Source organism: Pseudomonas sp. 18175, from assembly GCF_050432925.1.
Classification (GTDB): Bacteria; Pseudomonadota; Gammaproteobacteria; order Pseudomonadales; family Pseudomonadaceae; genus Aquipseudomonas.
On record NZ_JBKFTO010000006.1, the window covers coordinates 248187 to 262367 of the forward strand.

12 protein-coding genes are annotated in these 14181 nt (G+C 58.2%); 7 read left to right on the forward strand and 5 right to left on the reverse strand.

The window, feature by feature from the left end:
• Positions 1-29: 29 nt before the first annotated feature.
• On the reverse strand, positions 30-2840 hold the full coding sequence (locus ACLD1Y_RS10945) for an FAD-binding and (Fe-S)-binding domain-containing protein (RefSeq protein WP_429477987.1): 2811 nt from the start codon (positions 2838-2840) through the stop codon (positions 30-32).
• Positions 2841-2910: 70 nt separating this feature from the next.
• On the reverse strand, positions 2911-4605 hold the full coding sequence (locus ACLD1Y_RS10950) for a lactate permease LctP family transporter (protein WP_429477989.1): 1695 nt from the start codon (positions 4603-4605) through the stop codon (positions 2911-2913).
• A 262-nt stretch (positions 4606-4867) separates the two neighbouring features.
• Between ACLD1Y_RS10950 and ACLD1Y_RS10955 the strand changes: the two genes are divergently transcribed.
• Positions 4868-5635 (forward strand): GntR family transcriptional regulator, encoded by a 768-nt coding sequence (locus tag ACLD1Y_RS10955; protein WP_429477991.1) that lies wholly within the window; start codon positions 4868-4870, stop codon positions 5633-5635.
• 35 nt (positions 5636-5670) lie between these two features.
• Here the strand turns inward: ACLD1Y_RS10955 and smpB are convergent, their stop codons facing one another.
• A complete protein-coding gene (gene smpB, locus ACLD1Y_RS10960; protein WP_025857098.1) occupies positions 5671-6153 on the reverse strand; it encodes an SsrA-binding protein SmpB in 483 nt (160 codons plus the stop codon).
• 166 nt (positions 6154-6319) lie between these two features.
• On the opposite strand from smpB, the gene ACLD1Y_RS10965 reads away from it, so the two are divergent.
• A complete protein-coding gene (locus tag ACLD1Y_RS10965; protein WP_429477993.1) occupies positions 6320-6754 on the forward strand; it encodes a type II toxin-antitoxin system RatA family toxin in 435 nt (144 codons plus the stop codon).
• Entirely contained in the window at positions 6747-7049 is a 303-nt protein-coding gene (locus ACLD1Y_RS10970) for an RnfH family protein (RefSeq protein WP_429478080.1), read from the forward strand. The genes ACLD1Y_RS10965 and ACLD1Y_RS10970 overlap by 8 nt, the downstream gene beginning before the upstream one ends.
• Positions 7050-7112: 63 nt before the next feature.
• Here ACLD1Y_RS10970 and ACLD1Y_RS10975 read toward each other — a convergent pair whose 3' ends face one another.
• Positions 7113-7640, reverse strand: a complete 528-nt coding sequence (locus tag ACLD1Y_RS10975; RefSeq protein ID WP_058427661.1) for an outer membrane protein assembly factor BamE — start codon at positions 7638-7640, stop codon at positions 7113-7115.
• 98 nt (positions 7641-7738) lie between these two features.
• Between ACLD1Y_RS10975 and fur the strand changes: the two genes are divergently transcribed.
• Positions 7739-8143, forward strand: coding sequence for a ferric iron uptake transcriptional regulator (gene fur, locus ACLD1Y_RS10980; protein ID WP_003194220.1), 405 nt, complete (start codon positions 7739-7741; stop codon positions 8141-8143).
• Between the two features lie 89 nt (positions 8144-8232).
• Here the strand turns inward: fur and recN are convergent, their stop codons facing one another.
• Positions 8233-9906 carry a DNA repair protein RecN gene (gene recN, locus ACLD1Y_RS10985; RefSeq protein ID WP_429477995.1) on the reverse strand — a complete coding sequence of 558 codons (1674 nt, stop codon included), beginning with the start codon at positions 9904-9906 and terminating at the stop codon, positions 8233-8235.
• Positions 9907-10160: 254 nt separating this feature from the next.
• Between recN and grpE the strand changes: the two genes are divergently transcribed.
• The 3 genes from grpE to dnaJ all read left to right on the forward strand — a co-directional run bounded on the left by grpE (position 10161) and on the right by dnaJ (position 14179).
• Positions 10161-10721 (forward strand): nucleotide exchange factor GrpE, encoded by a 561-nt coding sequence (gene grpE, locus ACLD1Y_RS10990; protein ID WP_429477997.1) that lies wholly within the window; start codon positions 10161-10163, stop codon positions 10719-10721.
• 102 nt (positions 10722-10823) lie between these two features.
• Positions 10824-12740: a molecular chaperone DnaK gene (gene dnaK / locus ACLD1Y_RS10995; RefSeq protein ID WP_429477999.1), complete on the forward strand. Its 1917-nt coding sequence runs from the start codon at positions 10824-10826 to the stop codon at positions 12738-12740.
• Between the two features lie 317 nt (positions 12741-13057).
• Positions 13058-14179: a molecular chaperone DnaJ gene (gene dnaJ, locus ACLD1Y_RS11000; RefSeq protein WP_429478001.1), complete on the forward strand. Its 1122-nt coding sequence runs from the start codon at positions 13058-13060 to the stop codon at positions 14177-14179.
• Positions 14180-14181 lie beyond the last annotated feature (2 nt).

Genomic DNA, 14181 nt, shown 5'->3' on the forward strand with positions numbered 1-14181 from the left:
CGCGTAGGGGTTCTGTTTTTTTTGCAGGATTAATGCACACGGGCCTGTGTGACCCGGTCCACCAAGTACACCAACCCGTGATAATCAATGCCGCCGTGCTGGCTCAGGCCAATCTCGCAGGTGCGGCTGGTGGAGATGCCTTCGCTGCAATACTGCACCGTGTCCTTGAGGGTGCGCAGTGAGTGGGCGTTGAGTTCGGGTGTGGTGAAACCTTTGTCACCGGCAAAGCCGCAGCAATGGATGCCTTCCGGGATTACCACGTTGTTCGAGCAGCGTCGGGCCAGGTCGATCAGGGCCTGGCTTTCGCCCAGGTGCTGGGTGCTGCAGGTGACGTGCACGGCGATGGGGGCTTCCTGAGGGGTGAAGTCGAGGCGATCCATCAAGTGTGTACGGATGAAACGTACCGGGTCATACAGGTCCAGGCGTGTTTCGCCCAAGTCCTGGACAAGACGCAGGGTGCAGGGGCTGGTATCGCAATAGATCGGGTCGAGCCCACCACGGCTGGCGTGGAGCAGGGCGCCGAGCAGTTCCTGGCGCTTGTGCTCGGCCTGTTGTGCGTAGCCCTTGGAGGCGAATGGTTGGCCGCAGCAGAGGCTGTCCTGGTTGTCTGGCGAGATGACTTGGTAGCCGGCTTTTTCCAGCAAGCCGCAGGTTTTTTCGTACAGCGACATCTGCTCTTTGTCGTCGGCCGCGGGGCCCATGGCGCGTGAGACGCAGGCCGCCAGGTAGACCACGCGTGGGCGTTCATCGGTCACCGCCGGGCTAAAGCGTATGGCTTTCTCCGGCTGGGGCATGGCGTTGGTCCACTGCGGGATTTGCCCCTTGGACAGTTTGGTGACAGTGGCTGAAAACTTTGCCAGGCGTGGTGCGCCCAGCAGCATGCGTGCACCGTTTGCAACATGCAGGGTAAAGCGCGCGCCTTGCAGTGCGGTGGAGAAATGGGTGGCGAGCCATTCGGCCGTTTTCGTACGGTTGGCGTCGCGGCTGCGCAGTTTTTTCACCAGATCGCCGGTATTGATGCCTACTGGGCAGCGTTGGGCGCACAGGCCGGTGGCGGCGCAGGTGTCGATGCCTTGGTAGTGGTAGGCCGCTTCCAGCTCGGTGGTGTCGATGCCGGCGCGTTTCTTGGCCTGGATATCGCGCCAGATCACGATGCGCTGGCGTGGGCTGAGGGTCAGTCCTTTCGACGGACACACCGGTTCACAAAAACCGCATTCGATGCACTTATCCACAAGCTCGTCGGCGGCGGGCAAGGGCTTGAGGTGCTTGAGGTGAATCTGCGGGTCTTCGCTGAGCACTACATTTGGGTTGAGAATGCCGTTGGGGTCGAGCAGGCGTTTGAGTTGCCACATGAGCTGGTAGGCATCACTGCCCCATTCCAGCTCGACAAACGGCGCCATATTGCGGCCAGTACCGTGTTCGGCTTTCAGCGAACCTCCGAATTCCACTGCCACCAGTTGCGCTACGTCGTCCATGAACGCTTGGTAACGTGCGACTTCTTGCGCGCTGTTGAAGCCTTGGGTGAAGACGAAGTGCAGATTACCTTCCAGGGCGTGTCCGAAAAGGATGGCTTCATCGTAGTGATGTTTGTCGAACAGTTCGATCAAGCGGTTCACGCCGATGGCCAATTGTTCGACCGGGAAGGTCACATCTTCGATGATTACCGTGGTGCCGGTTTGGCGCACGGCACCGACGGCGGGGAAGGTGTCTTTGCGGATCGCCCATAGGCGCGCGTTTTCGGCGGGATCTTCGGTGAAGTCGACCTGTTTTTCCACGGGGAACTGGGCCAGGGAGGCCATGATCAGCGCCAATTGTTCGTGCAGCAATGACGACGAAGCCGCGCGAGATTCGATCAGCAGTGCGCAGGCACTTTCCGACAGATGTTGTACGAAAGCGGGCATGCCCGGTTTGTCCTGTACCGAGCGCATGCTGCGTCGGTCCAGCAATTCAACCGCCGAGACAGGCTGGGTTTTCAGCACGCTCACTGCGTTGCAACAGGTCTCGACATCCGGGAAAACGATCAGCGCCGAGGCTTTGTTCGGGTGGTCTACCACGGTGTCGTAAGTGAAGGCGCTGATAAATCCCAGGGTGCCTTCGGAGCCCACCAGCAAATGGCTGAGGATATCCAGTGGCTCATCGAAATCCACCAGGGCATTGAGTGACAGGCCGGTGGTGTTTTTCAGACGGTATTTGTGGCGGATTTTCGCAGCCAATTCAGCATTGGCCCGCGTCTCGCGCCCAAGTGTAGCCAGGCGTTCAAGCAGCGCAGCGTGTTGTTCACGAAACGCCGCGACGCTGGCCTCATCTTCGGTGTCCAGGCGACTGCCATCGGCCAATACCAGGCGGATGCCTGCCAGGGTGTGGTAAGTGTTTTGCGCCGTGCCGCAGCACATGCCACTGGCATTGTTGGCGACGATGCCGCCGATTTTGCAGGCATTGATTGACGCCGGGTCCGGCCCGATCTTGCGTCCGAACGGCGCGAGCCAGGCGTTGGCCTGGGCGCCGATTACGCCGGGTTGCAGGCGAATCTGCGTGCCTTGCCCGCGAATCTCGCGACCGTTCCAATTGTCTCCCAGCACGATCAGCACCGAATCGCTGATGGCCTGCCCAGAAAGGCTGGTACCGGCTGCGCGAAAGGTTACGGGTACCTGATCGCGTTGAGCCCATTGCAGCAGGGCGACGACTTCGTCTTCTGACTCCACTCGGATCACCAGTTGTGGGATCAGTCGGTAAAAGCTGGCGTCAGTGCCGAATGCGAGGGTGGAAAGGGGATCGTCGAAACGCCGATCTTTCGGGATCAGTTGTGCGACGTCGCGTAGGAAAGCAGCAGGCAGGCTCATCGGTCCTCCAGAAATAGCAGACGCCGGCAGGCTTGCCCGGCGTCGATTCTTACCCTATTGCGTGCAGGTCTTAGTGCACCAGCATACCGGTGAACCAGTAAGCCTGGGCCAGGGTGATCAGCCCCACGATCGTGGCGAAGAACAGGCTGTGCTTAAGGGTGAAGCGGAACAGGTCGGATTCCTTGCCCACCAGTCCGGTGGCGGCGCAAGCCACGGCGATCGACTGTGGCGAGATCATCTTGCCGGTGACGCCGCCGCTGGTGTTGGCCGCGACCAGTAGGGTGTCATTGACGCCGATCTGGTGTGCGGTGGTGGCTTGCAGCGAGCTGAACAGGGCGTTGGACGATGTATCGGAGCCTGTCAGAAAAACCCCCAGCCAACCCAGGAACGGCGAGAAGAACGGGAAGGCTGCGCCGGTGCCGGCCAATACCAGGGCCATGGTCGAAGACATACCGGAGTAGTTGGTGACGAAGGCGAACGCCAGCACCATGCCGATGGACAGGATCGGCCAACGCAACTCGTAGAAGGTCTCTTTCAAAGTGGTAAGACCAGTTTTTAGATTGATCTTAAGTACCAGCATGGAAACCAGCGCGGAGAAGAAAATTGCAGTGCCGGTTGCCGAGATCGGGTCCAGCTTGAACACGGCCGGGATCGCAGTTGGGTTGGTCACGATTGGCGCGACCTTGATAACCAACTGGTCCAGGTGCGGGATCGCGAAGTTGAACACCCAGCTGTACATCGAGCCACCGGCGGCGAACATCGCCTTGAATGGCTTGAGGGTCCAGATGGTGACCAGCACAGTCAGGATCAGGAACGGCGACCAGGCTTTGAAGATCTGCCCCAGGCTGTAGGGCGATGCGACAGTGCTGCGTGGCTGGCCGAAGCCGCCTGCGCTGGCGGTAACCGTGGCGCTGGAAGTGGCGCCGGCGATCTGCGCGCCTGCGGTGCGCTTGGGTTGCCAGATTTTCAGGAACAGGGTCAAGGAGATCAGGCTGGCCAGGGCCGAGGTGATGTCCGGCAGTTCCGGGCCGATGAAGTTGGAGGTGAAGTATTGCGTGATGGCGAAGCTCAGGCCCGCAACCAGTGCGGCCGGCCAGGTTTCGCGCACGCCGCGCAGGCCATCCATCATGAAGACCAGCCAGAACGGCACGAACAGCGACAGCAGAGGCAGCTGGCGACCGGTCATGGCGCCGATCTTGAACGCATCAATGCCCGTCACCTGGCCTGCAACGATAATCGGGATGCCCAGGGCGCCAAAGGCTACTGGCGCGGTGTTGGCGATCAGGCACAGGCCAGCGGCGTACAGTGGGTTGAAGCCCAGGCCTACCAGCAGTGCGGCGGTGATCGCCACAGGTGCGCCGAAACCGGCTGCACCTTCAAGGAAGGCGCCGAAGCAGAAGCCGATCAGCAACACTTGCAGGCGTTGGTCATCGGTGATTGACAGAACGGAGCTGCGGATGATCTCGAACTGGCCACTTTTGACGGTCAGTTTGTAGAGGAATACCGCCGCGACGATGATCCAGGCGATAGGCCACAGGCCATACGCGAAGCCGTAGCCGGCGGCGGCCAGCGCCATGTCCACCGGCATCTGGAAGGCAAAGATCGCCACCAGGATAGACAGCGCCAAGGTGATGCTGCCCGCCACGTGGCCTTTGAGGCGGAACACCGCGAGGGCCAGGAAGAAGAACACGATCGGGATAACGGCGGCCAAAGCGGACAGGCCGAGACTGCCGAGTGGGCTGTAGAGCTGTTGCCAGGTTTGCATATGGGGTGGCCCCTAATTGTTGTTGGTCAGGCACTGATAAGCTGATTTGGGCAATTGGTAATACCAATTTACAATCGCTGTTGGCTAGGTTAAAAGCCTTCGGGGTGGTGTGTCAATTTGCCGCCTGCGAAACTTTGGTCGTAGGTCGGTAGTTGCGCGGTGCTGATCGGATAAAACGAGCGCGTTCTGATGGGTGTCGTGGTGGCTGCGATAGGCGAGAATAGAGGGCCCGGCGAGTGGTCGGGTTGGTGGAGAGTGAGTTATGGGGTTTGATCAGGTGCGTCAGCGCCGTTTGTCTGACGATATCGTCGAGCAGCTTGAGGGCATGATCCTTGAGGGCACGCTGAAGTCGGGCGAGCGCTTGCCGGCCGAGCGTGCGTTGGCCGAGCAGTTCGGGGTGTCGCGCCCGTCGTTACGCGAGGCGATCCAGAAGCTGGCGGCCAAGGGGTTGCTGGTGAGTCGTCAGGGTGGTGGCAATTATGTCGCCGAGTCCTTGGGGTCGACCTTCAGTGATCCGCTGCTGCACCTTCTGGAAAACAACCCTGAGGCTCAGCGCGACTTGCTGGAGTTTCGTCAGACGCTTGAGGCCTCTTGTGCCTACTACGCTGCATTGCGCGCCACGGAGGTTGATCGCGAGCGTTTGAAGTCGGCGTTCGAGACGCTGCAGGATTGCTACACGCGCTCTGATGAAGTGAGCCGGGCAGAGGAGGGCGCTGCGGATGCGAGTTTTCACTTGGCCATTGCCGAAGCCAGTCATAACGCCGTGTTGCTGCACACCATTCGCGGGTTGTTCGACTTGCTCAAGCGTAACGTGGTGACCAACATTGGTGGCATGTACCAGCAGCGTACAGAAACCCGCGACATGCTGATCAGTCAGCATCGGGATTTGTACCTGGCGATTATCGAGGGGCGGGCGGAGCAGGCGCGCGAAGTGTCGACGCGTCATTTGCTGTACGTGCAGGAAGTGTTGGAGGAAGTACGTCAGGAGGTTCAGCGCGTGGCGCGTGCCGAGCGGCGTAAGGGGATGTAGCCAGGGGAAAACCCGAGGCTACATCACTGCAAGGGTTAGTCTTCCTTGCCCTTGTTGCGCACGGCGCGATGCAGTTCGCGGTTGGAATCGCGCTCGCGCTCGGTATCACGCTTGTCGTATTCCTTCTTGCCCTTGCCCAAGGCGATCTCGCACTTGACCAAGTGCTTGCTCCAGTACCAGGACAGGCAGACGCAGGCATAGCCCTTCTGCTGTACGGCGGCGGCGAGCTTGTCGATTTCGCGGGCGTTGAGCAGCAGCTTGCGCGTGCGCACCGGGTCGGCGATTACGTGGGTGCTCGCGGTGGTTAGCGGGGTGATATGGCTGCCCAGCAGCCACGCCTCGCCATCCTTGAGCAGCACATAGCTGTCGACCAGCTGTAGCTTGCTGGCACGCAGACTCTTTACTTCCCAGCCGGCCAGGACCAGACCAGCCTCGAAACGATGTTCGATGAAGTAATCGTGTCGCGCCTTTTTATTTTGCGCGATGGTCCCTGTGGGGTGTTTCTTTTGTTTAGCCATAGGGGCGGCATTATAGGGAGTTGCGAGCGTGTCGGCTACGGTCAACCTGCGTGCTTGAGCGTGTTGGACGAATCCCGGACAATGCAGGCAGTTCTTTGGTTTTTTTCTTTCGTGAATTGGGCTGTTCTTTCGCGATATTTGCTTCAGCAGTGGAAATGACGCACACATGACGACGCATATTCAACGTTCGGCGCTGCTGCCTTATCCGGCACAGGCGCTCTATGACCTGGTCAACGACGTGGCGCGTTACCCGGAGTTCCTGCCTTGGTGTTCAACCGCGCAGGTTCTGGAGAGCAGTGATGAGCACATGGTCGCCAGTGTTGGCGTGGCGAAGGGTGGCCTGAGCCAGCACTTTGTAACGCGCAATGTGCTGGTGCCGGGTAAATCCATTGAGATGAATTTGCAGGAGGGGCCATTCACTCAGTTGCATGGTGTGTGGGTATTCAAGGCGCTGACCGACAAGGCCTGCAAGATCAGCCTGGATCTGTCGTTCGACTATGCAGGGCCGATTGTGCGGGCGACGTTGGGGCCTTTGTTCAACCAGGCGGCCAATACCCTGGTGGATGCGTTCTGTGAGCGGGCCAAGCAATTGCATGCTTGAGATCGAAGTGGTGTATGCCGCCGAGGATCGTCAGGTTCTGCTGGCAGTAACGGTGCCAGTGGGCACCAGCCTTCGGGCGGCGGTGCAGGCGTCGGGGATTGCGGCGCAGTTTCCCGGGCTGGATCTGGCGGGTTGTCCCCTGGGGATATTCGGCAAGGTGGTCGCGGACGCTGATGTGCGCGCTGTGCAGTCGGGTGACCGTATCGAGATCTATCGAGCCTTGCTGGCTGACCCCAAAGAGGTGCGCAGGTTGCGCGCTGCCAAGGCCGCGCTGGCTAAGCAGCAGGGCTCCTGACTTTCTCAACCGACAGATAGCAAAAAGCCCGGCATGCCGGGCTTTTTGTTGAGCGCCGCAAACTTACTGCGGGCTGGTGTCCAGCGGCTGTGGCGTCGGGACAGGAACAGTCTCCACGCCGTCGACGTCTTTCTGAATCTTGTCGAGCAGCGAGCCAGGCTTGGCGGGAACTTCGGACTTCGGCTTCTCTGCTTCCTGCGCTGGCGCGGTCACGTTGGTACCGTTGTCCTTGCCGAGCAAGGCTTCGTCACGGCTTACGCCGGGCATGAAATCGCCGGACAGGCTCACAAGCTGGTCATTGCCATTGAAAATGACACTGACGCGTTCCTGTTGGCGTTCACCGCCACCAGGCTGCAGGCTGTAGAGATAATCCCAGCGATCAGCATGGAAAGTGTCGGTCAGCAGGGGGTTGCCCATGATAAACCGTACTTGCCGTCGGGTCATTCCCGGGCGCAACTGGTCTATCATGTCCTGCGTGACGACATTGCCCTGCTGGATGTCGATTTTGTAAACCCCGGGGAATGAACAACCGGCGAGTGCGAGCAGTCCCACAAAGGTGAAACTGGTTAGCAAGAGCTTGGTGTTTTGCATCGGTGGGCGACTTCCACTATCTTGGCTGGGACAACGTAAACGCCGATCATACCCGTATTAAGAGAAGCTGCGAAGCAGCATCCGCGAGAAAGCTAACCATGGTTGAAAATAGCGAACTACGCAAAGCCGGTCTTAAAGTGACTCTGCCACGAGTCAAGATTCTACAAATGCTCGATTCTGCTGAGCAGCGCCACATGAGTGCCGAGGATGTCTACAAGGCGCTGATGGAGTCTAACGAGGACGTTGGCCTGGCCACGGTTTACCGTGTGCTGACCCAGTTTGAAGCCGCAGGGCTGGTGGTTCGCCATAATTTCGACGGCGGTCATGCAGTGTTCGAATTGGCTGACGGTGGTCATCACGATCACATGGTTGACCTGGATACCAACGAGGTTATCGAGTTCACCAGTCCGGAAATCGAAGCCCTGCAACATAAGATTGCTGAGGAGCATGGGTTCGATTTGGTTGACCATAATCTGGTCCTGTACATCCGTAAGAAAAAGTAAAAAGTGCTGCAGATTTACCCTGCAGAACGATCGAAGGCGACCTTAGGGTCGCCTTCGTGCTTTCTATATAAGGAGAAAAACTCCCCCGTTCAGGCCTTCGCTGCCACGACCATCTTCTTGGCGTGGGCCAAAGACTCCTTGGTCAAGTCGATGCCTCCAAGCATTCGCGCTACTTCTTCCACGCGTTCCGACTTGTTCAGTTTGGATACCGCCGTGTGTGTTGCATCGCTGCCGCGTACTTTATGTACAAACAGGTGCTGATGTCCTTGTGCGGCCACTTGCGGCAAGTGAGTCACGGTAAGCACCTGGCCCCGATCTCCGAGGCGGCGCAGCAGTTGGCCAACAATTTCTGCTGTCGGCCCGCCGATTCCCACGTCTACCTCATCGAACACCAGTGTCGGGACTCGTGAGGTTTGCGCGGTAATCACCTGGATCGCCAGGCTGATGCGCGACAGCTCGCCCCCCGATGCCACCTTTGCCAGCGCCTTGAGCGGCTGCCCGGGGTTGGCGCTGACCAATAACTCAACCTGTTCCAGGCCATGTGGCTGCAGTTCGTTACTGGCGTTGGCGCGTAATTCAATAGTGAAGCGACCGCCAGGCATGCCAAGGCGTTGGATCTCCTGTTCCACCGCGCCAGCCAGGCTGGTAGCAGCCTGCTCGCGCAGGTCACTCAGCTCGCGAGCCTTTTCTTGGTAGTGGCGTGCAAACGAGGCAAGTTCATCGCCCAGTCGCTCGATGGACTCATCGTTCGCGTTCAGTGTTTCGATTTCGTCCAGCAATTTCTGCTGCAGGGTTGCGACTTCGGTGGGTTGGATCCGGTGTTTGCGCGCCAGGGTATAAATAGTATCCAGGCGTTCTTCTATTTCTTGCAGGCGAGCGGGGTCTGCGTCGAAGTGATCAAGGAAGCGATTCAGTTCGCCAACGGCTTCTTCTACTTGAATCTGTGCGCTAGTCAGCAGAGTGGTGGCTTCGCTCAAGGAGCCGGAGGCGCTATTGACGCTGGAGAGGCGGTTGAGGCTGGCGGTCAATGCATTGAGTACATTGCCTGAATCGCTTTCACTGCATTGCTCGACGACTTGGCGGCAAATGCCCAGCAGTGTTTCGGCGTTGGTCAGGTTCTTGTGTTCCTGCTCAAGCTGCTCCAGCTCGGTTTCACCCAGGCCCAAGCTTTCCAGCTCTTCCAGTTGATAGCTGAGCAATTGGTGGCGGGCACGTTGTTCGTCGCCGGAATTGGAGAGGCGCTCCAACTCCTGGCGGGTCTGGCGCCAGCGCTGGGCGGCGAGTTGCACTTGCCTGGCAAGGTCCGTGGCGCCGGCGTATTCGTCAAGCAGGCGGCGGTGAGTGTCGGTTTTAAGCAGGGACTGGTGTTCGTGTTGGCTGTGGATGTCGATCAACAGTTCGCCCAAGGCCTTCAAGTCGCCAAGGGGGCAGGGCGTACCGTTGATATAGCCACGGGAACGACCTTCGGCCGTAATAACCCTGCGTAGGATGCATGGGCCGTCATTATTGAGGTCGCGTTCACTCAGCCAGGATTCTGCCTCGGGAATGTCCGCCAGATCGAAGGTGGCCAGGATATCGGCTTTATCTGCACCGGGGCGTACCACGCCGCTGTCGGCGCGGTCACCGAGCGTAAGGCCCAGGGCATCGAGCATGATCGATTTGCCGGCGCCGGTTTCGCCAGTGATTACGCTCATCCCGCGATCCAGTTCGAGGTCCAGGTGTTCAACGATGGCGTAGTTGTGTACAGACAGGTGCACGAGCATGACGGCCGCTCCCAGGCGTTAGGTCTGGTTATTTATACAGTGTTTTGTTCGCGGCTGACAATCCTGGTGCTTAGCTCGATTTGCTTGAGTGGCGGCTTTTTTTAGCGCAATGGGGAATGGGTGTGCAGGAATTCATCCTGCTCATAGGAAAGACTTTTGGTAACGCCTGCGCCCTTGAACCTGGAAATTGTGGCCCCATATACCGGAACAGAAGCGCGAGTTAGGTTCGCGCATGATTTTGAAAGGAGAAATCTATGGCTGACGAACAGACGCAGGATACGCAAACTCCAGACGCCAATTCGGCTGCCGGCGATGAACTGGCAACTCGTGTGCAAGTGCTCGAAGAGCAATTGGCTGCTGCGCAGGACCAGTCTTTGCGTGTTGCCGCCGATCTGCAGAACGTCCGCCGTCGTGCTGAGCAGGATGTTGAAAAGGCGCATAAATTCGCGCTGGAAAAATTTGCGAATGACTTGCTGCCGATCATCGACAGCTTGGAGCGTGGCCTTGAGTTGTCCAATCCAGACGACGAAAACATCCGCCCAATGCGCGAAGGGATCGAGCTGACCCTGAAAATGTTCCAGGACACCCTGAAGCGTTATCAGTTGGAAGCAATCGACCCGCAAGGCGGCGAGCCGTTCAACGCTGAGCATCATCAAGCCATGGCCATGCAGGAAAGCCATGACCTGCAGCCGAACAGCGTGCTGAAGACGTTCCAGAAGGGTTACCTGCTCAACGGTCGCCTGCTGCGCCCGGCAATGGTCGTGGTGAGCAAGGCTCCTGCACCGGTTGCACCATCTATTGATGAGCAGGCTTGAAATTCGCCGCAAGGCCCCCATCTATAAGTCAAGCGATTAAGTGCTACCGCAGTTAGCCACAACTGCTGCGGCAACCAAATTCAAGTTTCGGGAGAGTAAATCATGGGCAAAATTATCGGTATCGACCTGGGGACCACCAACTCGTGTGTCTCCGTTCTGGAAAACGGTAAAGCTAAAGTTATCGAAAACGCCGAAGGCGCGCGTACCACGCCGTCGATCATTGCTTACGCCAACGACGGTGAAATCCTCGTGGGTCAGTCGGCCAAGCGCCAAGCGGTCACCAACCCGCACAACACCCTGTACGCGGTAAAACGTCTGATCGGTCGTAAGTTCGACGAAGAAGTCGTACAAAAAGACATCAAGATGGTCCCTTACAAAATCGCCAAGGCTGACAACGGTGACGCCTGGGTTGAAGTAAACGGCAATAAAATGTCTGCGCCGCAGATCTCGGCTGAAGTCTTGAAAAAGATGAAGAAAACCGCCGAAGACTATCTGGGTGAGACAGTGACTGAAGCGGTCATCACCGTTCCGGCCTACTTCAACGACAGCCAGCGCCAGGCAACTAAAGACGCCGGCCGCATCGCGGGCCTGGACGTAAAACGTATCATCAACGAACCAACCGCAGCGGCTCTGGCTTACGGTATGGACAAGGCCAAGGGCGACCACACCGTGATCGTTTATGACCTGGGTGGTGGTACTTTCGACGTCTCCGTGATCGAGATCGCTGAAGTTGACGGCGAGCACCAGTTCGAAGTGTTGGCCACCAACGGTGACACCTTCCTGGGCGGTGAAGACTTTGACATTCGTCTGATCGACTACCTCGTCGACGAATTCAAGAAAGAAAGCGGCATGAACCTCAAGGGTGATCCGCTGGCAATGCAGCGCCTGAAAGAAGCCGCTGAGAAGGCCAAGATCGAACTGTCGTCCAGCAATGCGACCGACGTGAACCTGCCGTACATCACTGCAGACGCCACCGGTCCTAAGCACTTGAACGTGAAGATCTCTCGCGCCAAGTTGGAATCGCTGGTTGAAGACCTGGTTCAGCGCACCATCGAGCCTTGCCGTATTGCTCTGAAAGACGCAGGTATCGACGTTGGCGCGATCAACGACGTGATCCTGGTGGGCGGTCAGACCCGTATGCCACTGGTTCAGCAAAAAGTAACCGAGTTCTTCGGCAAGGAAGCACGTAAAGACGTGAACCCGGACGAAGCGGTTGCCATGGGTGCTGCCATCCAGGGCGCAGTATTGGCTGGCGACGTGAAAGACGTGCTGCTGCTGGACGTAAGCCCGCTGACCTTGGGTATCGAAACCATGGGCGGCGTGATGACTGCGCTGATCGAGAAAAACACCACGATTCCTACCAAGAAATCGCAAGTGTTCTCGACTGCCGACGACAACCAAGGCGCGGTGACCATTCACGTGCTGCAAGGTGAGCGTAAGCAGGCTGCGCAGAACAAGTCCCTGGGCAAGTTCGACCTGGCTGAGATTCCACCAGCTCCACGTGGCGTGCCACAAATCGAAGTGACCTTCGACATCGACGCAAACGGCATCCTGCACGTTGGCGCGAAAGACAAGGCTACCGGCAAAGAGCAGAAGATCACAATCAAGGCCAGCTCCGGTCTGACTGATGAAGAAATTCAACAGATGGTCCGTGATGGTGAGGCCAACGCTGCTAAGGATGCTGAGTTTGTCGAGTTGGCTGCTGCCCGTAACCAAGGCGATGCCCTGGTTCACTCGACACGCAAAATGGTCGCTGATGCTGGCGACAAAGTGACCGACGAAGAGAAGGCCGCGATCGAAGCTGCTGTGGTTGCCCTGGAAGCCGCTATCAAAGGCGACGACAAGGCTGCCATCGAAGCCAAGGTTGAGGAGCTGTCGAAAGTCTCCGCGCCGGTTGCTCAGAAAATGTACGCCGAACAAGGCCAGCCAGCTGACGGTGCTGCGCAACAGGCAGAGCCTGAAGCCAAGCATGACGACGTTGTCGATGCTGAGTTCGAAGAAGTCAAAGACCAGAAGTAAGTTGGTCGCCCGGTTGACCGCTATCAAGCGGTGACTGGTAGGATGTCGCCGCGCGGGAGCTTGCTCCCGCGTTGGCGTGTCTGGGGTATGTGAATTTTTACAGCATGCGACAGCGTTCGGATGTTGGCGGTGTGATCGGGAATGCTCCTGCTTTCCGAGCAGTAAATACCGCATTTTTGGCCGGGTACCTGGCTAAAAGTAGTAATGACCAGGATCGTTGAATTGACGTGAGTTGGGTCCGGGCCTGTATTGGGGCTCAACGAGTTTGGCAAGGCTCAGGAGGGTCTGGCTGAACGTCCTTAAGAGTGCAAAGACTTATGGCAAAGCGAGACTATTACGAAGTATTGGGTGTGGAGCGCGGTTCCAGCGAGGCGGACCTGAAAAAGGCTTACCGTCGCCTGGCGATGAAGCATCACCCGGACCGTAATCCGGATAGCAAAGAATCCGAAGAATTGTTCAAAGAGGCCAATGAGGCCTACGAATGTCTGTCTGATCCCAACAAGCGTGCGGCCTACGATCAGTATGGTCATGCCGGTGTCGATCCGAGCATGGGTGGTGGCGGCGGTTTTGGTGGTCAGAACTTCTCCGACATCTTCGGCGATGTGTTCAGTGACTTCTTTGGCGGTGGTCGTGGTGGTCAGCGTGGCGGTGCCCAGCGTGGCAGCGATCTGCGCTACACCCTGGAGTTGAACCTGGAAGAAGCCGTGCGCGGCACCAGCGTCAATATCCGTGTGCCAACACTGGTCAACTGCAAGCCGTGCGATGGTTCGGGTGCCAAAAAAGGCTCTTCGCCGATCACGTGCCCTACGTGCGGCGGTATTGGCCAAGTGCGCATGCAGCAAGGCTTCTTCTCGGTGCAGCAGACCTGCCCGCGCTGCCATGGTCAGGGCAAGATCATTTCCGATCCTTGCGACTCCTGTCACGGCGAAGGCCGCGTCGAAGAATACAAGACCCTCTCCGTGAAAGTGCCTGCGGGCGTTGATACCGGTGATCGCATTCGCCTGTCGGGCGAGGGTGAGGCGGGTACTCAGGGTGGCCCTACGGGCGATCTGTACGTGGTGATCAATGTGCGTGAGCACTCGATCTTCCAGCGCGACGGCAAGCATCTGTTCTGTGAAGTGCCGATCAGCTTTGTCGATGCGGCCCTGGGTGGCGAGTTGGAGATTCCGACCCTTGATGGTCGGGTCAAGCTCAAGATCCCTGAGGGTACCCAGACCGGCAAGCAATTCCGTATCCGTGGCAAGGGCGTTGCGCCAGTGCGCGGTGGTGGTGCTGGCGACCTGATGTGCCGTGTGGCGGTGGAAACCCCGGTCAATCTGAATCGCCGTCAGCGTGAGTTGCTTGAGGAGTTCCGTAGTTCGCTGGAAGGTGACGAATCCCATTCGCCGAAAACCACGGGCTTTTTCGATGGTGTGAAGCGCTTCTTCGGCGACCTGTAAGG